General features: G+C 68.8%; 24 protein-coding genes. 9 read left to right on the top strand and 15 right to left on the bottom strand.

The genetic code is table 11. The features are described 5' to 3' along the window. Positions 1-43: 43 nt before the first annotated feature. The 6 genes from bamA to AC4GY7_RS02410 all read left to right on the top strand — a co-directional run bounded on the left by bamA (position 44) and on the right by AC4GY7_RS02410 (position 5,166). The gene (gene bamA, locus AC4GY7_RS02435) at positions 44-2,800 is read left to right on the top strand and encodes an outer membrane protein assembly factor BamA (RefSeq protein ID WP_491111811.1); all 2,757 of its coding nucleotides are present in this window, start codon (positions 44-46) and stop codon (positions 2,798-2,800) included. Between the two features lie 8 nt (positions 2,801-2,808). After that, a complete protein-coding gene (locus tag AC4GY7_RS02430; protein WP_491111810.1) occupies positions 2,809-3,543 on the top strand; it encodes an OmpH family outer membrane protein in 735 nt (244 codons plus the stop codon). 51 nt (positions 3,544-3,594) lie between these two features. After that, positions 3,595-4,044 carry a 3-hydroxyacyl-ACP dehydratase FabZ gene (gene fabZ / locus AC4GY7_RS02425; protein ID WP_491112079.1) on the top strand — a complete coding sequence of 150 codons (450 nt, stop codon included), beginning with the start codon at positions 3,595-3,597 and terminating at the stop codon, positions 4,042-4,044. Between the two features lie 105 nt (positions 4,045-4,149). Next, positions 4,150-4,383: a 50S ribosomal protein L31 gene (gene rpmE / locus AC4GY7_RS02420; protein ID WP_491111809.1), complete on the top strand. Its 234-nt coding sequence runs from the start codon at positions 4,150-4,152 to the stop codon at positions 4,381-4,383. Positions 4,384-4,430: 47 nt separating this feature from the next. Next, positions 4,431-4,742: a PilZ domain-containing protein gene (locus AC4GY7_RS02415; RefSeq protein ID WP_491111808.1), complete on the top strand. Its 312-nt coding sequence runs from the start codon at positions 4,431-4,433 to the stop codon at positions 4,740-4,742. An 85-nt stretch (positions 4,743-4,827) separates the two neighbouring features. Next, positions 4,828-5,166, top strand: a complete 339-nt coding sequence (locus tag AC4GY7_RS02410; protein ID WP_491111807.1) for a hypothetical protein — start codon at positions 4,828-4,830, stop codon at positions 5,164-5,166. A 37-nt stretch (positions 5,167-5,203) separates the two neighbouring features. Here the strand turns inward: AC4GY7_RS02410 and AC4GY7_RS02405 are convergent, their stop codons facing one another. Together AC4GY7_RS02405 and AC4GY7_RS02400 are read right to left on the bottom strand one after the other, a co-directional pair. Beyond that, positions 5,204-5,761 (bottom strand): glycine zipper 2TM domain-containing protein, encoded by a 558-nt coding sequence (locus tag AC4GY7_RS02405; protein WP_491111806.1) that lies wholly within the window; start codon positions 5,759-5,761, stop codon positions 5,204-5,206. Positions 5,762-5,879: 118 nt separating this feature from the next. Then, complete coding sequence (locus tag AC4GY7_RS02400; RefSeq protein ID WP_491111805.1) at positions 5,880-8,165, bottom strand: ATP-dependent helicase; 2,286 nt, start codon at positions 8,163-8,165, stop codon at positions 5,880-5,882. A 233-nt stretch (positions 8,166-8,398) separates the two neighbouring features. Here AC4GY7_RS02400 and AC4GY7_RS02395 point away from each other — a divergent pair, with 233 nt between their 5' ends. After that, a complete protein-coding gene (locus AC4GY7_RS02395) occupies positions 8,399-9,679 on the top strand; it encodes an MFS transporter (RefSeq protein ID WP_491111804.1) in 1,281 nt (426 codons plus the stop codon). Positions 9,680-9,684: 5 nt separating this feature from the next. Here AC4GY7_RS02395 and rsmD read toward each other — a convergent pair whose 3' ends face one another. Further along, entirely contained in the window at positions 9,685-10,221 is a 537-nt protein-coding gene (gene rsmD / locus AC4GY7_RS02390) for a 16S rRNA (guanine(966)-N(2))-methyltransferase RsmD (protein WP_491111803.1), read from the bottom strand. Continuing rightward, complete coding sequence (locus AC4GY7_RS02385; protein ID WP_491111802.1) at positions 10,218-11,345, bottom strand: pseudouridine synthase; 1,128 nt, start codon at positions 11,343-11,345, stop codon at positions 10,218-10,220. The genes rsmD and AC4GY7_RS02385 overlap by 4 nt, the downstream gene beginning before the upstream one ends. Positions 11,346-11,458: 113 nt before the next feature. On the opposite strand from AC4GY7_RS02385, the gene AC4GY7_RS02380 reads away from it, so the two are divergent. Then, entirely contained in the window at positions 11,459-11,893 is a 435-nt protein-coding gene (locus AC4GY7_RS02380; protein ID WP_491111801.1) for a response regulator, read from the top strand. Between the two features lie 57 nt (positions 11,894-11,950). After that, entirely contained in the window at positions 11,951-13,285 is a 1,335-nt protein-coding gene (locus AC4GY7_RS02375; RefSeq protein WP_491111800.1) for an AmpG family muropeptide MFS transporter, read from the top strand. A gap of 1 nt (position 13,286) precedes the next feature. On the opposite strand, the gene AC4GY7_RS02370 is transcribed toward AC4GY7_RS02375, so the two are convergent. From AC4GY7_RS02370 to AC4GY7_RS02320, 11 genes are all read right to left on the bottom strand, one after another. Further along, positions 13,287-13,715 (bottom strand): DUF6628 family protein, encoded by a 429-nt coding sequence (locus tag AC4GY7_RS02370; protein ID WP_491111799.1) that lies wholly within the window; start codon positions 13,713-13,715, stop codon positions 13,287-13,289. A gap of 68 nt (positions 13,716-13,783) precedes the next feature. Further along, positions 13,784-15,109: a bifunctional folylpolyglutamate synthase/dihydrofolate synthase gene (locus AC4GY7_RS02365; protein WP_491111798.1), complete on the bottom strand. Its 1,326-nt coding sequence runs from the start codon at positions 15,107-15,109 to the stop codon at positions 13,784-13,786. Between the two features lie 30 nt (positions 15,110-15,139). Next, positions 15,140-15,997 carry an acetyl-CoA carboxylase, carboxyltransferase subunit beta gene (gene accD, locus AC4GY7_RS02360; RefSeq protein ID WP_491111797.1) on the bottom strand — a complete coding sequence of 286 codons (858 nt, stop codon included), beginning with the start codon at positions 15,995-15,997 and terminating at the stop codon, positions 15,140-15,142. Further along, entirely contained in the window at positions 15,994-16,797 is an 804-nt protein-coding gene (trpA, locus tag AC4GY7_RS02355) for a tryptophan synthase subunit alpha (RefSeq protein ID WP_491111796.1), read from the bottom strand. The genes accD and trpA overlap by 4 nt, the downstream gene beginning before the upstream one ends. Continuing rightward, entirely contained in the window at positions 16,794-18,026 is a 1,233-nt protein-coding gene (trpB, locus tag AC4GY7_RS02350; RefSeq protein WP_491111795.1) for a tryptophan synthase subunit beta, read from the bottom strand. Before trpB ends, trpA begins: the two co-directional genes overlap by 4 nt. Beyond that, the gene (locus AC4GY7_RS02345; RefSeq protein ID WP_491111794.1) at positions 18,023-18,658 is read right to left on the bottom strand and encodes a phosphoribosylanthranilate isomerase; all 636 of its coding nucleotides are present in this window, start codon (positions 18,656-18,658) and stop codon (positions 18,023-18,025) included. The genes trpB and AC4GY7_RS02345 overlap by 4 nt, the downstream gene beginning before the upstream one ends. A 50-nt stretch (positions 18,659-18,708) precedes the next feature. Continuing rightward, positions 18,709-19,380: an orotidine-5'-phosphate decarboxylase gene (gene pyrF, locus AC4GY7_RS02340; RefSeq protein WP_491111793.1), complete on the bottom strand. Its 672-nt coding sequence runs from the start codon at positions 19,378-19,380 to the stop codon at positions 18,709-18,711. Then, a complete protein-coding gene (locus tag AC4GY7_RS02335; protein ID WP_491111792.1) occupies positions 19,377-19,682 on the bottom strand; it encodes a LapA family protein in 306 nt (101 codons plus the stop codon). The genes pyrF and AC4GY7_RS02335 overlap by 4 nt, the downstream gene beginning before the upstream one ends. A 78-nt stretch (positions 19,683-19,760) precedes the next feature. Beyond that, a complete protein-coding gene (locus AC4GY7_RS02330) occupies positions 19,761-22,043 on the bottom strand; it encodes a patatin-like protein (RefSeq protein WP_491111791.1) in 2,283 nt (760 codons plus the stop codon). A gap of 22 nt (positions 22,044-22,065) precedes the next feature. Then, positions 22,066-22,788 (bottom strand): endonuclease/exonuclease/phosphatase family protein, encoded by a 723-nt coding sequence (locus AC4GY7_RS02325; protein WP_491111790.1) that lies wholly within the window; start codon positions 22,786-22,788, stop codon positions 22,066-22,068. Between the two features lie 60 nt (positions 22,789-22,848). Then, a complete protein-coding gene (locus AC4GY7_RS02320) occupies positions 22,849-25,146 on the bottom strand; it encodes a putative bifunctional diguanylate cyclase/phosphodiesterase (protein ID WP_491111789.1) in 2,298 nt (765 codons plus the stop codon). Positions 25,147-25,207 lie beyond the last annotated feature (61 nt).

The raw sequence follows: 25,207 nt of genomic DNA, 5'->3' as shown, positions 1-25,207 counted from the left end.
GCGTGGATATCCTGACGTATTTGGGGTGGGTTGAGTGACAGCGATGAAGAGTTCCAAGTTCGTCGGCACGGGTGCCGCGCTGCTGGCCGGCACCATGCTGTCAGGCGTGCCCGTCATGGCCCAGACCGCCCCCCGGCCTGCGGCCCAGGCCACCGCGCCCGCACCGGCTGCGACGGCACCGGCCGCCGGGCAGGTGCAGACGCCCGCACCGGTGCGCACGATCAAGACGCTCCGCGTCGAGGGATCGCAGCGCATCGAGCCGGAGACGGTGCTGTCCTACACCAAGCTGCGCGTCGGCATCCCCTATACCGCCGAAACGCTCGACCAGGCGCTGAAGGACCTGCAGGCGTCCGACCTGTTCGTCGATTTCTCGATCTCCGGCGTGGAGACGGGCGACATCGTGCTGCGCGTGCGCGAGAACCCGATCATCAACCGCGTGATCCTGGAAGGGAACAAGGCGCTCAAGAGCGACAAGATCACCAAGGAGATCAAGCTCGCCCCGCGCCAGATCTTCACGCGCACCGCCGTGCGACAGGACGTGTCGCGGATCATCGAGCTCTACCGGCGCCAAGGCCGCTTCGCCGCGGTCATCAGCCCCAAGATGGTCAGCCTCGACCAGAATCGCGTCGACGTGGTGTTCGAGATCACCGAAGGACCCAAGTCCAAGGTCCGCCAGATCAACATCATCGGCAACGAGAAGTTCAAGGACGGCCAGCTCCGCGGCGAGATGGCGACCAAGGAATCGCGCTGGTTTCGCCTGCTGTCGTCCAACACCAGCTACGATCAGGATCGCCTGAACTACGACCAGCAGAAGCTGCGGCAATTCTACCTGACGCAGGGCTATGCCGACTTCCGCGTCACCTCCGCAGTCGCCGAGCTGACGCCGGACAAGCGCGACTTCATCATCACCTACGTGGTCGAGGAAGGGAAGCGCTACAAGTTCGGCGACGTCACCGTCGACAGCGAGATCCGCGATTTCGACAACAAGAAGCTGGCGGCCTCGCTGCCGATCAAGAAGGGCGACTGGTACAACGCCAAGCTGGTCGAGGATTCGGTGACCCAGCTGGAAGAGGCCGCCGGCCTGTTCGGCTATGCCTTCACCGACGTCAGCCCCGATTTCCAGCGCGACCCCGAAACGCTGACGATGGGGATGAACTTCCACATCGGCCAGGCGCAGCGCACCTATGTCGAGCGGATCGACATCAACGGCAATACGCAGACGCAGGACAAGGTGGTCCGCCGCGAGATCCGCCTGGCGGAAGGCGATGCCTTCAACAGCTTCCAGGTCAAGCGTTCGCAGGACCGCATCAACTCGCTCGGCTTCTTCCAGGACAAGATGGAGATCAAGCAGAACCCCGGTTCGGCGCCCGATCGCATCGTCCTCGAGACCAACCTGGAAGAGCGTTCGACCGGCGAGTTGCAGCTGTCGGTTGGCTATTCCAGCCTCGAACGCTTCATCATCCAGGCGAACATCACGCAGAACAACTTCCGCGGCAAGGGCCAGGTGCTGCGCGCGGGCGTCAACTATTCGACCTATTCGAAGTCGATCGAGTTGGGCTTCACCGAGCCGTACCTGTTCGACAAGAACGTCGCGGTCGGCGTCGACGTGTTCCGGCGCGACTACAATTCGTTCAACTATGTCGGCACCGACCGCCGCACCACCTACTCGCAGGTGTCGACCGGCTTCCAGGTCCGCACCGGTGTGCCGCTGACCGAATATTGGTCGCTCGCCGGCCGGTACGGCCTGTCCTATGACGAGGTCGGGCTCGATTCGGGAACCTATTTCACCAACGGTGTCTGCGATCCGCTCAAGGCGGGCCGCTATCTGTGCGAGGCGATCGGCAATCGCTGGACCTCGTCGGTCGGCTTCTCGCTGATCTACGACAGCCTCAACAGCCGCCTGCGCCCGACGGCGGGCCAGCGCTTCAGCTTCAGCCAGGATTTCGCCGGCCTGGGCGGCGACGTGAAATACGTCCGCACCCGCGTCGAAGGGTCGAAGTTCTGGAACGTCGGTTCCGGCTTCATCGGATCGATCGTCGGCGAGGGCGGCTACATCCATTCGCTGGAAAAGAGCCGCGGTGCCGGCATCGACAGCGTCCGCATCACCGATCGCTTCTACCTGGGCGAACCGCAGTTCCGCGGTTTCGACATCCGCGGCATCGGCCCCCGCGTGCAGCGCCAATATTATCAGGCGGACCCGACCACGGGCAAGCAGGTGCTGATCACCGATCGCGACCAGCTGGTCGACGATGCGCTCGGCGGCCGGGCTTATTACCTGGTCCGTGCCGAGCTGGAGATTCCGCTGGGCGCCGGTGCGCGCGAACTGGGCCTGCGGCCGTCGATCTATGTCCAGGCGGGCAGCCTGTTCGGCCTGACCAAGCCGCTGCCGACCGCGACCTTCCCGACGATCACCGATGCCGCCGGCAACGTCACGGTGCTGCCGATCCAGCGTCTGCTGACCGACAGCTCGGGCCGGCAGCTGTATCTCAACACCTATGTGCCGGATGCGACCACCGGCGGCACTGCCACGCGCTACACCACCTGCGCGATCGGTTATGCTGCCACGCTCGGCGGCGCGTGCGCGGGCGGCGACACCAACGCCATCGCCTTCGACACGCCGGTGTCGCCGTTCAAGGAAACCTATTACGGCAGCAGCGCCACGCCACGCGTCAGCGTCGGCATCGGCGTCAACTGGACGTCGCCGTTCGGCCCGTTGCGTATCGATCTCGCCAAGGCGCTCGTCACCCAAAAGGGCGACGATCCCAAGCTCATCACCTTCAACGTAGGGACGCAGTTCTAATGAAGACCATGACCAAGACTTATGCAGCGGCCCTCGCCGGCGCTGCGGTGGCGCTGATCGCCGGTGCCGCCAATGCGCAGACCGCCGGGATCGCCACCGCGCAGCCCGATGCGGTGATCTTCAGCGCCAAGGCGTTCGATGCTGCCAACCAGCAGATCTCGACCACCTACAAGGCCCAGCTCGATCAGGCGGCGGCGGCGCAGACCGCGCTGAACACGCAGCTGCGCACGCTGCTCGACACCAACAAGGACGGCCAGATCAGCCAGGCCGAGGCCGCCGCGGCCGATGCGCCCAACAGCGCCATCGGCAATCAGGTCCGTGCCGCGCAGCAGAAGGCGCAGCCCGCCATCGAGGCGGCGCAGGGCCCCGCGATCAAGGCGCAGGCCTATGCGCTGGAGCAGGTGACGGCCAAGTACGACCCCGCGCTGCGCGCGGTCGTCAACGCCAAGAAGATCAACATCGTGCTGTCGCCGAATGCGATCCAGTACGCGCCGCCCGCGACCGACATCACGCGCGACATCATCGCCGAGATCGACCGTACCACGCCGACCGTGCCGATCACCCCGCCGGCCAACTGGCAGCCGCAGCAGCAGACGGTGGAACTGCTGCAGCAGTACCGCCAGCTCGTCTACGCGAACGCCGCCCGTCGTCAGCAGGCCGGCGCTCCGGCTCCCGCAGCCGGCACCGCTCCCGCGGCGCCTGCCACCACCACCACGCCGCGCGCGACGCCGCAGGGCCGCTGAGGCACGACGCGGGTGAGCGACGACGCATCCCAGCAGGCCGCCGGCACCGTCATCGGTCCGCTCGATATCGGGCGGGTCATGGCGGCGCTGCCGCATCGTTACCCGATGCTGTTGGTCGACCGGGTCGAGGAGATCATCCTCGACCGGTCGATCGCGGCGATCAAGGCGGTGACGATCAACGAAGGCTTCTTCCAGGGGCATTTCCCCGGTCGGCCGATCATGCCGGGCGTGCTGATCGTCGAGGCGCTGGCGCAGGCCGCCGGTATCCTCGCGGTCGAGAGCCTGGGCCTCGCCGGATCGGGCAAGCTCGTCTATTTCATGGCGATCGACGGCGCGAAGTTCAGGAAGCCCGTCGAACCCGGCGTGCTGCTGCGGCTGGAGGCCGAATTCGTGCAAAAGCGCGCCAGCGTCTGCAAGTTCGCTGGCGTTGCGAAGATCGACGGGCAAGTCGTTGCGGAAGCTAACTTTACTGCGATGATCGCCGATCCGCCCAAGGTATGAACGGGTGCGACTTTCGCTGACTTTTTGACATTCCGGCGGCGCTCCTCTAGGGGCGCCGCTTCTTGTCCGGGCTGGTCGGAACCAGCCATATCTGGAGCGTATGACGTGAAGAAAGATACCCACCCCGACTACCACACGATCAAGGTCCAGATGACGGACGGCACCGTGTTCGAAACCCGCTCCACCTGGGGCAAGGAAGGCGACACGATGCAGCTGGACATCGATCCGCTGGCGCACCCCGCCTGGACCGGCGGTCGCGGTCAGCTGCTCGATGCGGGTGGCCAGGTCGCGCGCTTCAACAAGCGCTTCGGCGGCGGTCTTACCCTGCGGAAGGGCTGATCCGGCCCGTAACGCGGCCTTAACCATCGCCTCTCTAGGCATGGGGAATGTTCGCGGCGGAGTTCGAACCAGCAGATACCCACGGCCGGCGCCGCTCCCCGCGTGCGCCGGTTTCATTGGATGCGCATATCGGCAAGGCGGCACGCACATTGTGCAAGGTCACCGATATCTCGATCCACGGCGCCCGGCTGCAAACCTATTCGGCGCTCGCCAAGGGCAGCACGATCTGGCTGACCCTGCCCGGATCGCCGCCGATCGCCGCCGACGTTAAATGGGCGGACGATTACAACGCCGGCTGCCAGTTCAAGCAGCCGCTCGATCTCGACCTGTTCGAGACGCTGGTCGAGCTCAATCGATAGTCCGCTGATCCTTCCCGCTTTTTCGTACCGAATGGTATGATTGTGGTCTTGCTGCGATGCAGCACGCACCGCTATATTCGCTGGAATGACCGATACCGAAACCGCCCCGGCTGCCCCGACCGGACCGGTGCCGACGATGTTCGAAGCCATCGTCCGCCAGCGCGCCGTCACCGCGACCTATAACAAGGGCGTCGTCACGCTCGCGCCGCACGTCCTCTATACCCGGCATGGGGAGATCTACCTCGATGCCACGACGCTGGAACGCGACGGCAAGCCGCCGCGCGAGGAAAAGGTCGGCACGTTCAAGCTGGATGGCCTGGGCGATCCGACGATGATCGATCGCCCGTTCGTCGCCAGCCCGTTGTTCGATCCCAATGCGGAAAAGTACCAGGGCGTGACGCTGATGGCGGTCGAGCGGCTCTAACCGCCCGACCGCCGGTCGGCCTATCGCGGGGCCGGGATCAGCGGCAGCGCACCTGCGCCTGGTTCTGATCGATCGCCTTGCCGGCAAGGGCACCCGCCGCCCCGCCGAGCAGCGTGCCGACGATGCGGCTGTGCCCGCCATCGATGACGTTGCCGAGGATGCCGCCCGCCGCGCCGCCGACGATCAGGCCAGTAGTGCCATCGCTGCGCTTGCAATAATACCGGCCATCGTTGCCGGCATAGACGCGCTCGTCGGGGCTCAGCACCCGCTCGCGATAGCCGCCGTCGGCGCGATAATAGCGCGAGGCGTCGTAGCCGTTCTCGTAGCGGTCGTCGGGGTAATCGTCGTAGCGCGGATCGGCGACCCGCGGATCGCCGACGCGCGGATCATTGTATGACCCCGGCACCGGCGCCTGGCGGTAACCGCCGGGCCCGACATTTCCCCGCGATGCGCGATAGCGGTCCACCTCCGCCCGGTAGCGCGCCAGTTCGGCGTCGAAGCGCTGCTGCGCGGCCGAGAAGCGTGCCTCGTCCGCCGCCGATTGCGCGATGGCGGGGGCGGCCGCGCCCAGCACGCCTGCGACCAGGGTTGCCATCAACAGGTGTTTGACCATCATCCGATCCTCGTGACGATCCGCCGATGCGGACCCGTAACGGTCATACGCTGCACCGACCTTTGCAGTTCCTGAACGCCCGCGCGCACGGGCGTTCGGGTCAGGCGATCGTCACGAAGCTGTCCATCACCCGCTTGCGGCCCGCGGCCTCGAAATCGATCTCCAGCTTGTTGCCCTCGATCTCCGCGATCGCACCATAGCCGAACTTCTGGTGGAAGACGCGCATGCCCAGCGACAGGTCGCTGCGCCCCTTGTTGCCCAGGCTGACCGCGCTCGCGCGGCTTTCGACGATACGCGTCGGTGCGGTGGTGAAGCTGGATCCCGATCCGGCGGCACGCTGCCAGCCTGGCCCCCGGCCGGTGCCGCGCGCGACATCGGCGAAGGGATCGGCCCGCTCGCTCCAATTGGCGCGCCACAGGCTTTCGCCGCCGGACATGGTCGTGTCGCTGTCGATATGCTCGCCGGGCAGTTCGCCGACGAAGCGGCTGGGAATGCTCGACGTCCACTGGCCGTAGATACGCCGATTCGCGGCATGGAGGATCACCGCACGGCGGCGCGCGCGGGTGATCGCGACATAGGCGAGGCGGCGTTCCTCCTCCAGGCTCTTGGTGCCGCCCTCGTCCAGCGACCGCTGCGAGGGGAACAGCCCCTCTTCCCAACCGACGAGGAAGACGGTGTCATATTCCAGGCCCTTGGCGGCGTGGATGGTCATGATCGTCACCTCGGGCTCGGCGACGGCGCCCTCCTTGTCCATGACCAGGCTGACGTGTTCGAGGAAGGCGCCGAGCGATTCATATTCCTCCATCGCGCGGACCAGTTCGGACAGGTTCTCCAGCCGCCCCGCCGCCTCGACCGACTTTTCCGCCTGCCACATCGCGGTGTAGCCGCTTTCGTCGAGCAGCTGCCGGGCGAGCTCGGCATGCGGCAGGTCGCGTGCCATGTCGCGCCAGCGCGCGATATCGCCGACGAAATTGCCGAGCGCGCGGCGCGCCTGCGGGGTCAGTTCGTCGGTGTCGAGGATGCGGGCCGACGCGATGGTCAGCGGCAGCCCTTCGGCGCGGGCGAGCTGATGGATCTTCGCCAGCGCCTTGTCGCCGAGGCCGCGCTTGGGGACGTTGACGATCCGTTCGAAGGCGAGATCGTCCGCCGGCTGGTTGACGATGCGCAGATAGGCGAGCGCATCGCGGATCTCGGCGCGTTCGTAGAACCGGTAGCCGCCGACGATGCGGTACGGCATGCCGATCGCGATGAAGCGGTCCTCGAACTCGCGCGTCTGGTGCTGGGCGCGGACCAGGATCGCAATATCGTCCAGCCGCTTGCCGTTGCGGCGGCAGGCTTCGATCTCTTCGCCGACGCGGCGGGCCTCTTCCGGCCCGTCCCAGACGCCGAGCACGCGCACCTTCTCCCCTGCGTCCAGTTCGGTCCACAGGGTCTTGCCGAGGCGGCCGCCGTTATTGGCGATCATGCCGGACGCGGCGCCGAGGATGTGCGGCGTCGACCGGTAATTCTGCTCCAGCTTGATGACCTTGGCACCCGGGAAGTCCTTTTCGAACTTCAGGATGTTTTCCACCTGCGCGCCGCGCCAGGAATAGATCGACTGGTCGTCGTCGCCGACGCAGGCGATGTTCTTGCGCGCCTGGGCCAGCAGCCGCAGCCAGAGGTACTGGACGACGTTGGTGTCCTGATATTCGTCGACCATGATATATTTGAACCGCTCCTGATAGGTGCGCAGCACGTCCGGATGCGTCTTCAGGATGGTCAGCATGTGGAGCAGCAGGTCGCCGAAGTCGCAGGCGTTCAGCGCCTTCAGCCGTGCCTGATATTGCGCGTACAATTCGCCGCCGCGACCGTTGGCATAGCGCTCGCTCTCGCCGGCATCGATGTCGGCGGGCACCAGGCCCTTGTTCTTCCAATCGTCGATCAGGCCCGCCAGGCTGCGGGCGGGGAAGCGCTTCTCGTCGAGGTCGGCGGCGAGGATCAGTTGCTTCAGCAGCCGCAGCTGGTCATCGGTGTCGAGGATGGTGAAGTTGGATTGCAGCCCGACCAGCTCGGCATGGCGGCGCAGCATCTTGGCGCCGATCGCGTGGAAGGTGCCGAGCCACGGCATCCCCTCCACCGCATCGCTGACGAGCCGGCCGACGCGCTCGCGCATCTCGCGCGCGGCCTTGTTGGTGAAGGTGACGCTCAGGATCTCGGATGGCCAGGCCTTGCGCGTCCAGAGGAGGTGCGCGAGTCGCGCGGTGAGCGCCGCCGTCTTGCCGGTGCCCGCGCCGGCCAGCATCAGCACCGGTCCTTCGGTGGTCAGCACCGCCTCGCGCTGCGGCGGGTTGAGGCCCTTCAGATACGGTGGGTCCTGCAGGGCGGCGGCGGGGGCATGATCGGTCACCGGCGAACAGGTAGGGAACGGCGGCGATGGGGGCAAGTCCGTGAAAAATCGGGGCAGTCGCCGGGCGACCGCCCCGTAGTTCAGGGAGATGCCGGTCGACAGGGGAGGCGACCGGCAGGTCGCCACCCACAGGGGGAGAGGAGCAGCGACACCTGAGCCTCTAGGCGCGATTTGTTGCGGTCGGATTTCACGCATGTTGCCCGTGGTGAAAAATTCGCGATGAGTGCACCGCCATGACCCAGCCGCACCCCGCCTCGTCGAGCGCGACCGCATCGCCCCGCCGCATCCTGACCGCCAGCCTGGTCGGTACCGCGGTCGAATTCTACGATTTCTACATCTACGCCACCGCCGCAGCGCTGGTGTTCGGCGCGCTGTTCTTTCCGGCGGAGAGCGGATCGGCGCAGCAGATGCTGAGCTATGCGAGCTTCGGCCTCGCCTTCGTCGCGCGGCCGGTGGGAGCGATCGTGTTCGGCCATTTCGGCGATCGCGTGGGGCGCAAGTCGACCCTGGTCGCCAGCCTGATGCTGATGGGCGGCTCGACGGTGGCCATCGCCTTCCTGCCGACCTACCAAGCGGTCGGCTGGATCGCGCCGCTGCTGCTCTGCCTGATGCGGCTGGGGCAGGGGCTGGGGCTGGGTGGCGAATGGGGCGGCGCGGCGCTGCTCGCCGTGGAGAACGCGCCGCCGCACCGCCGCAACACCTGGGGCATGTTTCCGCCGCTCGGCGCGCCGGTCGGCTTCATCATGGCAAACGGCCTGTTCCTGCTCCTGGGGCTCGCCCTTGACGATGCGCAGTTCCGCGAATGGGGCTGGCGCCTACCGTTCCTCGTCAGCGCCGTGCTGGTCGCGCTCGGCCTGTGGGTGCGCCTCAAGCTGACCGAAACGCCGGCGTTTCTCGAAGCGGCGGAGGCGGAGGCGCTGCCCAAGGTGCCGATCGCCACGCTCATCGTCCATCACGGCCGCGCCCTTGTTGCCGGGACGGGCGGGGTGATCGCCTGCTTCGCGCTCTTCTATCTCGCGACCGCCTTCACGCTGGGTTACGGCACCAAGACGCTGGGGTACGGCCGGCAGGCGATGCTGGGCGTGGAGCTTGCCGCCATCCTGTTCCTGGCCGCCGGGGTGATCGTCGCCAGCGTCATGGCCGATCGCACCGATGCGCGGCGGATGCTGATCGTCGGCTTCGTCGGCTGCATCGTCGCGGGTATCGCGATGGGACCGATGCTGGGGGCGGGCTCGCTGTTCGTGATCTTCCTCTGGCTCGCCTTCGCCCTGTTCGTGATGGGCTTTGCCTATGGTCCGCTCGGCGGCTGGCTGCCCAGCCTGTTCCCGGCCGGCGTGCGCTATACCGGCGTATCGATGACCTTCAATCTGGGCGGCATCATCGGCGGCGCGCTCGCCCCGCTCGCCGCCGAGGCGCTGGCACCGCGCGGCCTCGGCTGGGTCGGCCTGTACCTCGTCGCTGCCGGCGTGCTGAGCCTCGCCGGCCTCGCGCTGCTGCGCCGCGCCCCGGCCTGACCGCGTCAGGCGCGGCGGAGCAGGGTAAGCCGCGCCTTGCCGTGGACGCGGCTCGCATCGATGGTGAAGCCGGGCGGCGCGACCTCTTCGCCGCGCGCCGTTTCCAGGCTGATCCAGGTCGCCGGCGCGATCCAGCCCAAACGGTTGAGCTTGTCGAGCGCGACCAGCCCCGCACCGGTGTCATAGGGCGGATCCATCATGACGAGGTCGAGTGCCGCGCTCGCCGGACCGAGCGCCAGCACCGATGACGCCCGCACATCGCCGCGCGCCCCGACCCGCGCCAGATTGGCCTTCAGCGCATCCAGCGCCGCACCGTCCTGCTCCACGAACAGGCACGATCCGGCCCCGCGCGACAGCGCCTCGATCCCCAGCGCGCCCGATCCGGCGAACAGGTCGGCCACCGCCAGCCCGTCGAAGCTGCCGAGCCGGCTGGTCAGCATCGAGAACAGCGCCTCCCGCGTGCGGTCCGCGGTCGGCCGCGTGGCATCGCCCTTCGGCGCGACGAGCGGGCGGCCCCGCCATTGGCCGGCGATCACCCTCACGGCCGGCGTCCGCGCGGGCCGCGTGGGCCGGGACCGCCGGAGCGGGGCGCGCCACCCCCCGACGGGCTCCGCGCCGGACCGTCCCGGCGAGGTGGCCGACTGCCTGGCTTCGCAGGGCGAGCCGGACCGCGCTCGGCCTGCTGGCGATCGGTCCGGCCGGGCACGGCGGCACGAGGAGTGCGGGGCATGTCCTCGCGCTCCGGCCGGTTGCGCGTGCGGGCGCTGCGATCGGTGGTGGGCGCGGTGCGGAAGCCGGGGCGTGCACCCTCGGCAGGGCGCGGCTTGGCAGCGGGTGCGGCGCGGGTGCGTGCGGCGCGATCCACCGTGGGCGCAGTACGGAAGCCGTCGCGAGGCGCTTCGACGAACGGCTGATCCGGTGCGCCGCCCTTCAGCGTGCGGCGAAAAGCGACGATCTCATGCTGCTTCACCTCGCCGATCCCGCCCATCGGCAGGTCGCCGAGCACGAACGGGCCATAGCGAGTGCGGATCAGGCGGCTGACCTGCAACCCCAGATGCTCGAGCACACGGCGCACCTCGCGGTTCTTGCCCTCGGTGATGGTGATCTCGATCCAGACGTTGGCGCCGGTCCGCCGCTCGATATTGGCGTCGATCGGGCCGTAGCGGATGCCCTCGATCTCCACGCCCTCGGCCAGGTCCTCCAGCTGCGCCTGGGTGATGTTGCCATAGGCACGCGCGCGATAGCTGCGCTCGACGCCCGTGGCGGGCAGTTCCAGCTGGCGCTTGAACCCGCCGTCGGTGGTGAGCAGCAGCAGCCCCTCGGTATTGAGGTCGAGCCGCCCGACGGGCACCAGCCGCGGCAGATCGCGGGGCAGGCGATCGTAGATCGTCGGCCGCCCGCGCGGATCGCGCTCGGTGACGAGCAGGCCGGTCGGCTTGTGATAGAGGAAGAGGCGCGTTGGCTCGGGCAGCGCGACCGGTTGGCCATCCACGGTGACGCCCTTCAGAGAACGCAGCACGGTGGCCGGCGTATCGAGCGCCACGCCGTTCAGCGCCACGCGCCCCTCGGTGATCATCCGCTCGACCTCGCGGCGGCTGGCGACGCCGGCGCGGGCAAGGAGTTTCGCGATACGGTCGCCGTGGCGGGGATCTTCGGTCTGGGCCATGCCGCGCCCATAACGCGATTGCGGCCCTCACGCGAAAATATTTGCGTCCGAACCCCTTGAGGCGCGTTATGGCCCGGAGGCGTAACGATGGGTGCACGCCGGGAGCCGCGCGGATGTTGTTCGGAAGGAAGAAGCGGCTGATCGTCCGGCTCCTCGTCGTCGAGGACGAGCCGTTGATCGCGTTCGATACCGAGCATGTGCTGACGGAGGCGGGCTATGCGATCGTCGCCACCGTCGACCGGGTCGCCGGCGCGGTCGACGTGCTGCAATCGGACGCGGAGGTCGACCTGGTGCTGGTCGACGTGAACCTCGCCGACGGATCGGGCCTAGACGTGGCGCGGGCGGCGCAGGCGGCGAATGTGCCCGTGCTGTTCGTCACCGGCCGTTTGCCCCCTGAGGCGATGGCGCTCGCCACCGGCAGCCTCGCCAAACCGTACCAGCAGCGCGACCTGATCGCCGCGATCGAGGCGATCGAGGCGAAGATCGCCGGCCGCAAGCAGAAACGCCTGCCGACCGGCTTCCAGCTGTTCGAGGTGCCGGCGGGCTGACCGGCCGACAGCGGCGATCCACCTTTTCTCGCCGCCGCTTGCCGCTATGGTCGGGCGATGTCCGAAGCCCTTGCCGCGCCCCGATCGGGTGTTCTTGCCGCGCTCGCGCCGTATCTCCGCCCCCGCCCGATCGCGGCGCTGATGCTGGGCATCGCCAGCGGATTTCCGCTGACGCTGTTGCTCGGCACCATGACCTTCTGGCTGGCGCGCGTCGGCATCGACAAGAAGACGATCGGCTTCGCGGTCGGCCTCACCACACCTTACACGCTGAAGTTCCTATGGGCGCCGTTCATCGACCGCATCCGATTGCCGGTGCTGACCGGCCTGTTCGGTCAGCGGCGTGCCTGGCTGTTCCTGACCCAGGCGCTGCTGTTCGTGTCGGTCTGGATGCTGGGGGCCAGCGATCCGGCCCATCACCTCGGCATCTTCGCCTTCTGGGCGATCGTGACGGCGTTCCTGTCGGCGACGCAGGACATCGTGATCGATGCCTATCGTATCGAAATCCTGCCGCCCGACGAACTGCCGCACGGCACCGCCAACAATCAGTTCGGCTACCGCTTAGGCAATTTCATCGCCGGGGTCGGCACGATCGCCGTCGCATCGCCGCAGGGGCTGAACCTCGGCTGGGCGCTGGGCTATGGCCTGACCGGCCTGTGTATCGTGCCTGCGGTGATCGCCGCGCTGCTCGCGGGACCCGGCCTGCACGATCGTGCGCTGTCGACGATCGGCGATCGTGGTTTCGCCGCATGGCTGGGCGACACCGTCGTCGGTCCGTTCCGCGAATTCTTCGCACGGCGAGGGGCGTTGCTGATCCTGCTGTTCGTGCTGATCTACAAGCTGGGCGATGCCATGGGGCAGGTGATGCTCAATCCGATGATCGTCGATCTGGGGTTCAGCGACGCCGAATTCCTGGCGATCAACAAGCTCGTCGGCTTCTGGGGCCTGATCGTCGGCACGGCGCTCGCCGCACCGTTCATGGCGTGGCTCGGCATGGGGCGAGCGCTCTTCGTGTCGGGCGTGCTGATGATGGTCAGCAATTTCGCCTTCGTGATCCTCGCCTGGCATGGCCATTCCAACCTGTGGCTGACCATTGCCGTCGCCACCGAACAGGTGACGAGCGGCATCGGGCTGACCGTCTTCGTCACCTATCTGTCGGGTCTCTCCAACCTCGCCTACACCGCCACGCAGTTCGCACTGCTGTCGTCCTTCGCAGCGATGGGGCGGACGTGGCTGTCCACGCCATCGGGCTATGCGGCGGAAGCGCTGGGCTGGCCGGGATTCTGGATGCTGACCATGGTCGTCGCGCTGCCGGGGCTGGTGCTGTTGTGGGTCCTGTGGCGCCGCGGGTTCGTCGTCTCCTCGATCCGCCAGCCGGTCGCTGCCGACGGCTGAGTCAGGCGCAGATCGGCCGGCCGTCGTCGGCAAAGGCGGCGGCGACCGCGGCGACGCTCGCCAGCACCGCATCGACGCGCCGCACGCCGAGCAGGTCGGCCAGCAGCAGCGCGGCGGCATCGGGTGCCGTCTCGACGCGGGCGAGCACCGTCAGCATCGCCTGTTCCGCCGAGGTCATGCGCGCGCAGCAGCACGGCGCAATGGCGATCGTGCCTGCGGCGGTGCCGGCGAGCTCCGCCATCAGCGCACGCATCAGCACCAATGGCCGGCGGAAATCCTGGCCGAAAGCGGTGAATAAGGCGTGGCTCGCCCGCGCATCGTGCAGCCCCTGCGCCCCCATCCGCCGCAGCGCGAACAGCGCGATCCGCGCATTGGGGCAGGCGGGCAGGGCATGCGGCAGGGCAGCGATGGTGGTGGTGAGATCGGACATCACGGCGACTCCAGTGTTCGTCCGCGACAGTCGGTAATCCGCTATTGCAAGTCAATCGCAATCTATCGTCAGGTCGGACGCTCGTCGTTCAGCGCGAGCACTTCACCGGCGAGATAGAGCGAACCGGCGATCATCACGACGGCCGGGCCGGCCGCCGCCGCCCGCCGCAGGGCGTCGGGCAGGTCCTGCGCTGCCTGCGCCGGGGTGCCGAAGGTAGCAGCGAGAGCCGCCAGCGCTTCCGGAGCATGATGGGCATGTCCCGGCACCGGCAGCGTCACCACGCGAGACGCCACCGGCGCGAACGCGCGCAGCACGCCGGCGGCATCCTTGTTGGCAAGCATGCCGAGCACCAGTGTCACCGGCCCCCCGGCGGCGATGGTGCGCAGCGCGCGCGCGACCGGTGCGGCAGCCGAGGGGTTATGCGCCCCATCGAGCCACGCCTCGCTACCCGGCGGCAAGGACGCAAGCAGCGGCCCCGCCGACAGGCGCTGCATGCGCGCCGGCCAGTGCGCCCATTCCGCGGCGGCACGCATCGCCGCTTCGGGTACGTGGACCGCCGCCTGGTGGCGCAGCATGGCGATGGCGAGCGCCAGGTTGCGCGACTGATGCGGGCCGACCAGCCGCGGGCGTGGCGCGACGAGGGTAAAGCCCTCATCGGCATAGCGCATCGTGCTGCGCGCGGTTTCACTGTGCCAGGCCGCGCCACGGGCAAGCACCGGTGCGCCGGCGGCAGCGGCAACCGCCGCGACGCGGGCCCGCGCCGGGGCGGGATAATCCATCGTGACCAGCGGTACGCCCGCTTTCGCGATCCCCGCCTTCTCCGCGGCGATGTCGACCAGCCGGTCGCCGAGGAACGCCTGGTGATCAAGGCCGAGCGCGGCGATGCCGGTCACCGCAGGGCGGAGGATGACGTTGGTCGCATCCAGCCGGCCACCCAATCCGACCTCGACGATCACCGCCGCCGCCGGGGTGCGGGCGAAGGCGAGGAAGGCGGCGGCAGTCGTCACCTCGAAGAAGCTCGCGCCGATCGCATCGGCGCCATCGCCGGCTGCGTCGAGCACTTCGGCGAGCAGGGCCGCCAGCGTATCGTCCGCGATCAGCTGGCCGGCGATGCGGATCCGTTCGTTGAAGCGGACCAGGTGCGGGCTGGAGAAGACGTGCACGTCATAGCCCGCCGCCTCCAGTGCGGCGCGCAGAAAGGCGCAGGTCGATCCCTTGCCGTTGGTGCCGGCGACGTGGAATACCGGCGGCATGCTGTGCTGCGGATCGCCGAGCCGTGCGAGCAGCCGAGTGATCCGTTCCAGCCCGAGGACATCCGCGCCCGGCGACAGCGCCCACAGCCGATCGAGCTGCTGCTGCACCGCCGGGTCGGCGGAGGTGGCATGATCGGGCATGGCCGCTGGACCCCGGCGCCTCGCTAACTGTCAGGCGGCGGCGCGCGTCGTCGTCAGATAGCCGATCACCGTCGCCAGCCGCTCGCGCAGCTGTTTGCGGTGTACGACCATGTCGAGCATGCCGTGTTCCAGAAGATACTCTGCGCGCTGGAACCCCTCCGGCAGCTTCTCGCGAATCGTGCTTTCGATGACGCGCTGTCCTGCGAAACCGATCAACGCGCCGGGCTCCGAAATCTGGACGTCGCCCAGCATTGCGTAGCTGGCGGTGACGCCGCCCGTCGTCGGATCGGTGAGGACTACGACATAGGGCAAGCCCGCGTCGTGAAGCATCTGGATCGCCACGGTGCTGCGCGGCATCTGCATCAGGCTCAGGATGCCTTCCTGCATGCGCGCGCCGCCTGCCGCGGTGAAGATGACGTACGGCGCCTTGTCGGCGATCGCCGCCTCGACGCCGCGTACGAAGGCTTCACCCACAGCGAGGCCCATCGATCCGCCCATGAAGGCGAAATCCTGTACGCCCATCACCACCCGATGCCCCAGGATGGTGCCACGCGCGTTGATGAGCGCGTCCTGTTCCTGCGCGGAGGTGCGCGCCGCCTTCAGCCGGTCGGTATAGCGCTTCGAATCGCGGAACTTGAGCGGGTCCTCGGCGACCTTGGGGCTCGCCAGCTCGTTGCAGCTGCCTTCGTCGAGGATCTGGGCGAATCGTACCTTCGGCCCGATGCGTTCGTGATGGTCGCATTTCGGGCAGACGTAGAGGTTTTCCTCCAGCTCGCGGGTGAAGATCATCTGCCCGCAGCCCTTGCACTTGTGCCAGAGGTTCTCCTCCGACGTCTCGCGCTTGGCGACGAAGGGGAGGGCGTTGCGGACGCTGCTGATCCAGCTCATGGATTGACCTTTCGCGCGGAGGCCAGCGCTCCGCTGAGGGATTCGATATAGGTGCGCACGGCGGCGGGCGCATCGGCGCCATGGGCCGCGACGATCTCGACGATCGCCGAGCCGACGACGACGCCATCCGCTTGTGCGCCGATCGCCGCCGCCTGTTCGGGCGTGCGGACGCCGAAGCCGACCGCGACCGGCAGGTCTGTCGCCGCCTTCAACCGGGTCACCGCCTGTTCGATCGAGCCCTGCGCCGCCTGCTGCAAGCCGGTGATGCCCGCGACCGAGACGTAATAGAGGAAGCCCGATGCGCCATCGAGCACGGTGGACAGCCGCGCCGCGTCGGTGGTCGGCGTCGCCAGCCGGATCGGCGCGATGCCGCGCGCGCGCAACTGCGGCCCGAGAGCGTCATCCTCCTCGGGCGGAATGTCGACGCAGATCACGCCGTCCACCCCGGCCGCCGCGGCGGCATCGGCGAACCAGTCGGCGCCCCGCCGCAGCATCGGGTTGGCATATCCCATCAGCACCAGCGGCACGTCGGGATGGCGCGCGCGGAACTCGGTGGCGAGCGCGAGGATATCGGCGGTGCGCGTGCCGGCGGCGAGGCTGCGGATATTCGCCGCTTGGATCGCAGGCCCGTCCGCCATCGGATCGGTGAAGGGCATGCCCAGCTCGATCACATCCGCGCCGCCCGCGACGAGCGCGTCGAGGATCGCGCCCGTCGCTGCCGGCGTCGGATCGCCCGCGGTGACGAAGGTCACCAGTGCCGCGCGATCCTTGACGAAGGCGGCCGCCAGCCGCTCGCTCATATTGCCACCCCCAGCGCGGCGGCGACGGTGAAGATATCCTTGTCGCCACGCCCGCACAGGTTGGCGAGGATGATCTGGTCGTCGCGCATCGTGCGCGCGCGCTGCGCCACCGCGGCGATGGCGTGGCTCGGTTCGAGCGCGGGGATGATCCCTTCGGTCCGGCACAGCAGCTGGAAGGCGTCGAGCGCGTCCTGATCGGTCGCGCTGGCATATTCGACCCGCCCGATGTCGCGCAGCCAGGCATGTTCGGGGCCTATGCCGGGATAGTCCAGACCTGCCGAGATCGAATGACCCTCGGCGATCTGCCCGTCCTCGTCCTGCAGCAGATAGGTCTTGTTGCCGTGGAGCACGCCGGGGAAACCGCCGGCGAGGCTCGCGGCATGTTCGCTGCCCTCCAGCCCGCGCCCCGCCGCCTCGACACCGAGCATGCCGACCGACGGATCGTCGAGGAACGGGTGGAACAGCCCGATGGCGTTCGATCCGCCACCGATCGCCGCGACGAGCAGGTCGGGCAGCTTGCCCGTCCGTTCCAGCAACTGCGCGCGCGCCTCGCGGCCGATGATGCTCTGGAAGTCGCGCACCAGTTCGGGATAGGGGTGCGGTCCGGCGGCGGTGCCGATGATGTAGAAGGTGTCGTGCACGTTCGCGACCCAGTCGCGCAGGCCCTCGTTCATCGCGTCCGACAGCGTCTGCGCGCCCGACGTGACGGGGCGGACCTCCGCGCCGAGCAGCTTCATGCGGAACACATTGGGCTGCTGCCGCTCGACGTCCTTGGCGCCCATGTAGATGACGCAGGGCAGGCCGAAGCGGGCGCAGACCGCGGCGGTGGCGACGCCATGCTGGCCCGCGCCCGTCTCGGCGATGATCCGCGTCTTGCCCATTCGGATGGCAAGCAGGATCTGGCCGATGCAATTGTTGATCTTGTGCGCGCCGGTATGATTGAGCTCGTCGCGCTTGAACCACACCTGCGCGCCCATGCCCGGCGCCGCGCCCTCGCGCACCGCCGCGCTCAGCCGCTCCGCATGATAGAGCGGGCTCGGCCGGCCGACATAATGCGTCATCAGGTCGTCGAACTGCGCGGCGAAGGCGGGATCGGCCTTGGCGGCGCGATATTCACGCTCCAGGTCGAGGATCAGCGGCATCAGCGTCTCGGCGACGTAGCGGCCGCCGAACTGGCCGAAGTGACCGCGCTCATCGGGTTGCGCGCGATAGGTGTTGGGGGCGTTCATAGCCGGGTCGCTTTAAGGAAGGCGACGATCTTGTCCACATCCTTGACCCCCGGCGCCGTCTCGACCCCGGACGAGACGTCGACCAGTGGTGCGCCGGTCTGCCGGATCGCCTCGGCGACGTTGTCAGCATCGAGCCCGCCCGACAGCGCCCAAGGCAGCGGATGGCGAAAACCGTCGAGCAGCGCCCAGTCGAAGCGCAGGCCCATCCCGCCGGGCAGCCGCGCATGGTCCGGCGTCTTGGCATCGTAGAGGATGCGATCCGCCGCGCCAACGAAGCCTTGCGCCGCATCGAGGTCGCCGCGCGTCTTCACCGCCACCGCCGCCCATGTCTCGACGCCCGCGAATCGCCGCAAGTGCGCGACGCGTTCCGGTGACGTCTTGTGGAGCTGGATCGCGTCGAGCTCGCCCGCGTGCACGGCCTCGTCGACCAGCGCGTCGTCAGGATCGACGAACACGCCGACGGTCCGCACCCGGCTCGGCACACGGGCGGCGAGGCCGGTTGCCCGGTCGAACGCCAGATGACGCGGCGAGGGGGGGAAGAACACGAAGCCGACGTGGCTCGCCCCGCCCGCCACCGCAGCGTCAAGCGTATCGGTCGTCGTAAGACCGCAGATCTTGGTGTGAACCGACATGATCGGAGTCCATCGGCATTCGCCGCGGGAAACTCAACCCATGGCTGTGGCTACAACGTCGCCCCAATCGCCCGCGCCGCCATGTCGGGGTCCTCGGCCTGCGTGATCGGGCGGCCGATCACGAGGATTGAGGCGCCGGCATCCAGCGCTGCACGCGGCGTCACCACGCGCTTCTGGTCGCCTGTGGGGCCATCGGCGGGGCGGACGCCGGGGACGACGAAGAAGCCCTTGGGCCAGGCCGCCTTCGCCGCGGCGACCTCCGCGCCCGAGCACACGATGCCGTCGATGCCCGCCTCGTGCGCCAGCTCGGTGAGGCGAAGGACATGGTCGTGCGCGCTGCCGCCGACGCCGGTGGCGGCGAGATCGGCGGCGTCGAGGCTGGTCAGCATGGTCACCGCGACCACCCTGGTATGGATCGGCGCCGCCGCCTTGGCATCCTCCAGCATCGCACGGCCGCCACTGGCGTGGACGGTGAGGATCGCCGGCTCGATCGGTCCCAGCGCCTGCACCGCCTTGGCGACCGTGTTGGGAATGTCGTGCAGCTTGAGGTCGAGGAAGAGCGGCAGGCCGAGCTCCGCCATCTCGCGCACGCCATGCTGGCCGTGGGCGCAGAAGAATTCGAGCCCAAGCTTGATGCCGCCGATATGCGCGCGGGTGCGCGTCGCGATCGCCTTTGCACGGGCGATGTCGGGCGTGTCGATCGCGACGTAGATCGGGCTCATGCCGTCGGCTCCGCAAGGGGAGCATCGACGGCCGGCGGCGGCGTGGCGACGACCGCGCGATTGTCGGCCAGCATCCGCTCGCAGGTGGCGAGCCGCTGGCGCAGCCGCCAGCGCACCGTGCCGAGGTAGAGATAGGTCGGCAGGAAACCGATCAGGAAGGTGACCAGCAGCAGGAAGGGCAGGTTCACGTCGGCGATCAGGCCGCTCCACAGGTTGATCTGGACGCTGGTCCAATTGCCGTAGGTGAACAGCGCCGCGACGAACGCGAGCAGGAACCAGAACAGAATCTTGAGGAACTGCATGCGTCACTCCCGAGAGGCGCCGGAGGGTAGCGGCGCGGGGCGCGGATGGCCAGCCTGTCCGCCAGGGGACCGACGATGCTAACCGACCTCGACCCGCAGGCTGGCGATCAGCGCAGAGATCGCGGTCAGCCGCGGTTCCTCCTCGTCCAGGATGGCGCGAAAGGCGGCACGCTTGATCGCGGCGACGCGGCCGGGCTTCATGCGGACGCTCGGCGGCAACGTGGACACGCAGATATCGATCATCCGCTCGGCACCGTGCAGGCGACCCCACAGATAGTCGTTCTCGCGATAGGCACGGCTGAAGAATGCACCGAAGCTGTTGAACTGAATGCCCTTCAACGTGGCTTCGGCGCCGCCTGCGCGGATCGACACGGCGTCGTCTGGCGCGATGCGATCGACCTTGATCGGATCGAATTCGTCCAGCCCCTCGCCCTGGAGCAGCGGCAGCGTCGCGGTGTCGAAATAGGGGAAGCCGAGATAGGCGAGCAGCAGGGCGCGCCGTGTCGGCCGGTCGAGCGTCGCGAAGGCCTCGGCCAGCCGCTCGTCGGTCTGCGCATCCAGCGTCGTGAGGTCCAGCGCCTGCGCCAGCGTGTCCAGCAGCGGCCCTGCGTCTGGCGCCCGCATCCGGCGGACGAGCTGGCGCAGTTGCGGGTGATCGTCGGCGCGCTGCCGATCGAGATAGGCGGCGAGCGAGGCATAGATCGCCTCGTGCATCGCCGCCGCGTCGGCGCCGTCCGCCTCGATCTCGCTCAGCCGCCGTGCCATCAGGCGCAGGCGGCGGATGCGGAAGCCGATGTCGAACGTGCGCAGGAAATCGATCGTCGCGGCGCTTTCCTTGCCGGAGAAGAAGGGGGCCGCACCGCCGAAGCCGCGTTCCTCGATCGCCGCTTCGATCGCTGCCCGGATCCGGCGCCAGCGCTGCTGCCCCGGCTCGCCCCCGACCTGATAGAGCAGGCCGGTGATCGTCTGGACGACCCCGCTCAGCTTGAGGTGGCCGTAGGCGGCATAGCTATAGCCGGCGCGGGTGGCCGCCGCGGTCTGCGCCCGCCGCCGCCACGCGATCAGCCGCGCAGGCGTCGGCCGGTCGAGGAACAGGGTGTGGCCGAACAGTTGCTCGATCTCCTCGTCGACCGCCGGCCGCAGCGCGGTGACGATCCCCCGCATCCGGTCGATCCGCGCGGAGCGTTCGGCGATGGCGTCCAGATTGTCGCGGATCGGCTGCTGGCGCGGCAGGTCGCTCAGCGCGCCGAGGATGGTCTGGAAGAAGCCGGGCTTGGCGACGCCCGATCCCAGGCGGATCTTCACGCCCGGCGAGGGATCGATATAGACGAAGCGGCGATCGACCTCGCGGCGCGCCGGCCGTTCCTTCAGCGCGTCGATCGCCGGTCGGAACGGCGCGTTGGCGAGCACCGAACCGTCGATCAGCACCGCCTTGTCCGCCTGATTGGCCGCCGACTGGCGCGGCAGCACGCGGCGCAGGAAGTCGCCGCGCTCCGGCCAGGCGATGCCGCGGTCCTTCAGCACGCCGTCCAGTTCGCCGACGGTGAACGGCGGGAACGCGCCGGGAAAGCTGGAGGTGGCACGCGCCGCGAAGGCGAGTTCGGGGATCGCACCCAGCGCGCCGCCCGCCGCATGATCGGAGAAGCCGAGCACGATGCGATGTTCGGTTTCCAGCACCTCGGGTGGCGAATTCAGCCGCAGGCGCTCCGGATGGCCGGTGAAATCGGTGCAGGTGACGAACAGGTCGAGCGGCTGGCCCTCGGGCAGCAGCCGCGGCCCGGCTTTCTCCGCCGCCATGGCGTCGAACGCGTCGAGCAGCAGTCCGGTGAAGGTTGCGCCGCCGAACGGCGGCTCGAACCAGCGCGACCGGACGAAATGCGACAATTTGGCCCGCACCTCGTCGCGCGTCGCCTCGTCCAGCGCCTCGACCGATTCCGCGCTGCGCCCCGCGGCGACCCAGGCGAGCGGCAGCGCCCACATCTTGGAAAAGCGGCTCGACGGCGCCGCCTCGGGATCGATCAGCGCTTCGACATCGGCGGAGGTCAGCCACAGGTCGGTCAGCGGTTCCAGGCTTTGGCCGGTGGTGATCGCCTGGGCCAGGAAGATGCCGTTGATCCCGCCGGCGGATGCGCCGGCGACGATGTCCGCAAGGATGCGCAGCTTCAGCCCGGCCAGCGCCTCGATCTCCTCGATCAAGGCGCGATAAACACCCTGGCTGCCCTGCGCGGCCGCCTCGCCGGCATGATAGGCGCGGCTGGCGCGGACCAGGCGCCACACCTCCTTGGTGATGCCGTGCATGTAGACGGCAAGGCTGATGCCGCCATAGCAGACGAGGGCGAGGCGCAGTTCCTTTTCGCGCATCAACGGCTCGGGCGCGGCGGCGTCATGCCGGCGACAGCGTCGCCCAGATGGGCAGGTGGTCCGATGCCTTGCGCGCCGCGGCGCTCGCATGCACGCCGCACTCCACCACGGCGAGGTCCTGCGACACCATGATCCGGTCGAGCCGGCCGACGGGGCGGCGGGAATGGAAGCTGGGGCCGGTCGCCGCCATTACATAGTCGCGGCAGAAATCGCGCAGACAGCCCGCGGCGGCCGTCCATTCGTTGAGGTCGCCCATCAGCACGGTCGGCCGCCGGTGCGTGGACGCCTCGACATGCGCCATGATCGCCGCCGCCTGCCGCCGCCGCCACAGGCCCGACAGGTCGAGGTGCATGCCGACGACCCGGACGATGCCGGCGTCGGTCCGCACGTCGGCCATCACGGCGCCGCGCGGCTCCAATGCGGGCAGGTGGATCGGCTCGCGGTCCACCACCTGCGCCGACTTGCGCACCAGGATGACGTTGCCGTGCCAGCCCATGGAGAGTGCGCGCATGCCGAATTCCACCGGCTTCCAGTCGGTGTGTTCGTCGATCAGATGCGCGGGCAATACCGATTCGCGCGTGCCGAAGCGGCGGTCCGCCTCCTGCAAGGCGATCACGTCGGCATCGATCTCGCGCAGCACCTCCAGCACGCGTTCGGGATTGCGGCGCCGGTCGAGGCCGATCCCCTTGTGGATATTGTAGCTGACGACCTTCAGGGACGAGGCAGGCGGGGGAGGGGAAACCATTGCGGAAACGTAACGCCCGCCGTGGCATTTGGTGCCGGTCGGTGGCGACCGGCGTTGTCCCTATGCAGCCTGCCTTCGGTGCAGCAGCTGTTCCAGTGCGTCTGCCTGCAGCGGGCGGCTGATGAGATACCCCTGCGCCATGTCGCACCCGGCCTCGCGGAGGAAGGACAGACAGCCGTCGTCCTCGATTCCTTCCGCCACCACCTTGAGGCCGAGGTCGTGGGCCAGCGCGATGGTGGAGCGGACCATCAGCGCATCCGGCCGATTGAGGTGCGCGTGCTGCACGAAGCTGCGATCGATCTTGAGTTCGGTCAGCGGCAACTGGCGCAGGTAGCTGAGCGTCGACTGGCCGGTGCCGTAATCGTCCATCGAGATGCCGACGCCCTGGGCGCGGAAACCCCGCAGGGTCGCTGCGGCACGGTCCGGGTCGGCGAGGGCGGCGGATTCCGTCACCTCGAAGATCAGCCGGTCGGGCGGCACCTGCCCCTCGGCGAGCAGCGCGGCCACCGCCTCGGCGAACGCGGGCAGGGCGATCAGCGTCGCGGACAGGTTGACCGCGGCGGTGAGGTCCAGCCCCTGCGCCCGCCACCGGGCGAGGTCGCGGATCGTCCTGGTGATGACGAACAGGGTCAGCGGCCCGATGCGGTCGGACTGTTCGGCGAGCGGGATGAACACGTCGGGTCGGACGAGCCCACGCTCGGGGTGCCGCCAGCGGACGAGCGCCTCGACGCTGGTAATCCGGTCGGCGGCAAGCGACAGCTTGGGCTGGTAATGGACCTCGATCTGCTCGCTCTCGATCGCCTGGTCCAGTTCGCCCATCAGGATCAGGCGGCGCTCCATCGCCTCCACGTCGACGTCGCTGTTGCGGCGGAAGACGCCGGCCGCCTCCGCCTCGTTCGCGGCGCGGGTCGCATCGTGCAGCCGGTCGTGTACGCTCGCATCGCCCTCCGCGATGCCGATGTGCACGGCGGCATCCGCGCGTCGGCCGAGGATCTCGACCGGCTGGGTCAGCAGCGCGCGCAGGCCGTCGAAGGCATCGGGCAGGTCCTCCGCCGCTGCGCCCGGCCGGATCGCCAGCAGCCGGTCGCCGATGCGATAGACGGGCGCGTCGAGCGCGATGCCCAGCCGCTCGGCAAGGCGCCGGATCAGGTCGTGCCCGGCGCGTTCGCCGAGCAGCGTGACGACGGCATCGAAATTGCCGACCTGCGCGACCAGGATCGGTCCGGCCGCCGACGCCGAGGGATCGCGCACCATCGCGTGTCGATTGCCCAGCCCGGTCGCCTCATCGATGCAGCGCTGCTGGTCGAACCGGTCGGCAAGCCGCAGGGCGATCCAGCCCGCCTCGATCACCGCCAGCGCGATCAGCGCCGAGCCCAGCGGATAGACGATGCCGAACGCCGGCTGCGCCCAGACCACCAGCGCGAACAGGATCGCCGGCGTGGCCACCCCGATGCCGATCGCGACGGGGATGCGGCGCGGCCGCAGCATCGCAGCGCCGAGCAGCAGCGCGCATAGCAGCGGAACCGCGAAGCTGCCGGACGCCGGCACGCCGCGCAACAGCGTCTCGGCGGCCAGCGCCTGGACGATTACGCCCGGTATCACGCCCCAATGCGGCGTCGCGTAGCGATCCCCCATCTCGATCGCCGTCGCGCCGATCAGGACGTCGCGTCCGCGCACCGCATCGGCGGGGAAGCGTCCGTCGCGCACGTCGATGAAGCTCAATTGCGGCAGCGCCGCAGGGTTCACGCCGAAGTCGATCGGGAAGAAGGTGTCGGCAGCGCCCGAGCGCTTGGCGATATAGGCGGAGAGCGACGGCCGCGGCACCCCGGCGGTGATAGTGCCGAAGGGCGCGCGGCGGACTACGCCGTCGGCGTCCGGCTGCATGCTGACCGAGGCGAGCGCGACATGGCGGCGGAACAGGGGGATGGGCAGGGCGTCGATCGAGCGGAGATCGCCCGAGCGGGCGCGTTGCGCAAAGGTCGGCAAGGCGACGAGCCCGTCGGCGCGGGCGAGCGCGGCGGCCATGCTTGCGTCCCCGTCGGGCGTGTTGACCGAGGACAGATCGACATCGAAGGTGATCGACGCGGCGCCCGCGGCGCGCAATCGATCGATGACCTTGGCATAATGGTCGCGCGGCCAGGGCCATTGGCGGATCGCCGCCACGCTCGCGGCATCCATCTCCACCACGACGATCCGGCCGCTCGGCGCATGCGAGGATGCGACGGCACGCACCGGATCGATCAGCCGGTCGAGATGCACGTCCAGCCCGGCGATCGTGAGCGCGAGTCCGGCGAAGGCGCCCGCCGCAAGGACGGCGATCGTCTTGACGCGGGCGGACGCGGTGGAAAGGATCGACATCGGGGCTCCTGGCAGGGATGCCCGTCCTAGCCGGCCAAAGCTAACACTCGGTAACGGCGGC

Source organism: Sphingomonas sp. SP5 (assembly GCF_058313455.1).
Note: the sequence above shows the minus strand (reverse complement) of the source record. Positions and strands in the feature narration are given on the sequence as shown.

What these genes read in the sequence shown, in the direction of transcription:
- AC4GY7_RS02365 (WP_491111798.1), bottom strand. Translation starts at nt 15,109, where the DNA reads ATGCCCGATCATGCCACCTCCGCCGACCCGGCGGTGCAGCAGCAGCTC.
- pyrF (WP_491111793.1), bottom strand. Translation starts at nt 19,380, where the DNA reads ATGAGCCCGATCTACGTCGCGATCGACACGCCCGACATCGCCCGTGCA.
- AC4GY7_RS02320 (WP_491111789.1), bottom strand. Translation starts at nt 25,146, where the DNA reads ATGTCGATCCTTTCCACCGCGTCCGCCCGCGTCAAGACGATCGCCGTC.
- accD (WP_491111797.1), bottom strand. Translation starts at nt 15,997, where the DNA reads ATGAGCTGGATCAGCAGCGTCCGCAACGCCCTCCCCTTCGTCGCCAAG.
- AC4GY7_RS02395 (WP_491111804.1), top strand. Translation starts at nt 8,399, where the DNA reads ATGACCCAGCCGCACCCCGCCTCGTCGAGCGCGACCGCATCGCCCCGC.
- AC4GY7_RS02370 (WP_491111799.1), bottom strand. Translation starts at nt 13,715, where the DNA reads ATGTCCGATCTCACCACCACCATCGCTGCCCTGCCGCATGCCCTGCCC.
- AC4GY7_RS02330 (WP_491111791.1), bottom strand. Translation starts at nt 22,043, where the DNA reads ATGCGCGAAAAGGAACTGCGCCTCGCCCTCGTCTGCTATGGCGGCATC.
- AC4GY7_RS02405 (WP_491111806.1), bottom strand. Translation starts at nt 5,761, where the DNA reads ATGGCAACCCTGGTCGCAGGCGTGCTGGGCGCGGCCGCCCCCGCCATC.
- AC4GY7_RS02345 (WP_491111794.1), bottom strand. Translation starts at nt 18,658, where the DNA reads ATGTCGGTTCACACCAAGATCTGCGGTCTTACGACGACCGATACGCTT.
- AC4GY7_RS02385 (WP_491111802.1), bottom strand. Translation starts at nt 11,345, where the DNA reads ATGGCCCAGACCGAAGATCCCCGCCACGGCGACCGTATCGCGAAACTC.
- AC4GY7_RS02335 (WP_491111792.1), bottom strand. Translation starts at nt 19,682, where the DNA reads ATGCAGTTCCTCAAGATTCTGTTCTGGTTCCTGCTCGCGTTCGTCGCG.
- AC4GY7_RS02325 (WP_491111790.1), bottom strand. Translation starts at nt 22,788, where the DNA reads ATGGTTTCCCCTCCCCCGCCTGCCTCGTCCCTGAAGGTCGTCAGCTAC.
- AC4GY7_RS02410 (WP_491111807.1), top strand. Translation starts at nt 4,828, where the DNA reads ATGACCGATACCGAAACCGCCCCGGCTGCCCCGACCGGACCGGTGCCG.
- AC4GY7_RS02375 (WP_491111800.1), top strand. Translation starts at nt 11,951, where the DNA reads ATGTCCGAAGCCCTTGCCGCGCCCCGATCGGGTGTTCTTGCCGCGCTC.
- trpA (WP_491111796.1), bottom strand. Translation starts at nt 16,797, where the DNA reads ATGAGCGAGCGGCTGGCGGCCGCCTTCGTCAAGGATCGCGCGGCACTG.
- trpB (WP_491111795.1), bottom strand. Translation starts at nt 18,026, where the DNA reads ATGAACGCCCCCAACACCTATCGCGCGCAACCCGATGAGCGCGGTCAC.
- AC4GY7_RS02380 (WP_491111801.1), top strand. Translation starts at nt 11,459, where the DNA reads ATGTTGTTCGGAAGGAAGAAGCGGCTGATCGTCCGGCTCCTCGTCGTC.
- bamA (WP_491111811.1), top strand. Translation starts at nt 44, where the DNA reads ATGAAGAGTTCCAAGTTCGTCGGCACGGGTGCCGCGCTGCTGGCCGGC.
- AC4GY7_RS02415 (WP_491111808.1), top strand. Translation starts at nt 4,431, where the DNA reads ATGTTCGCGGCGGAGTTCGAACCAGCAGATACCCACGGCCGGCGCCGC.
- AC4GY7_RS02430 (WP_491111810.1), top strand. Translation starts at nt 2,809, where the DNA reads ATGACCAAGACTTATGCAGCGGCCCTCGCCGGCGCTGCGGTGGCGCTG.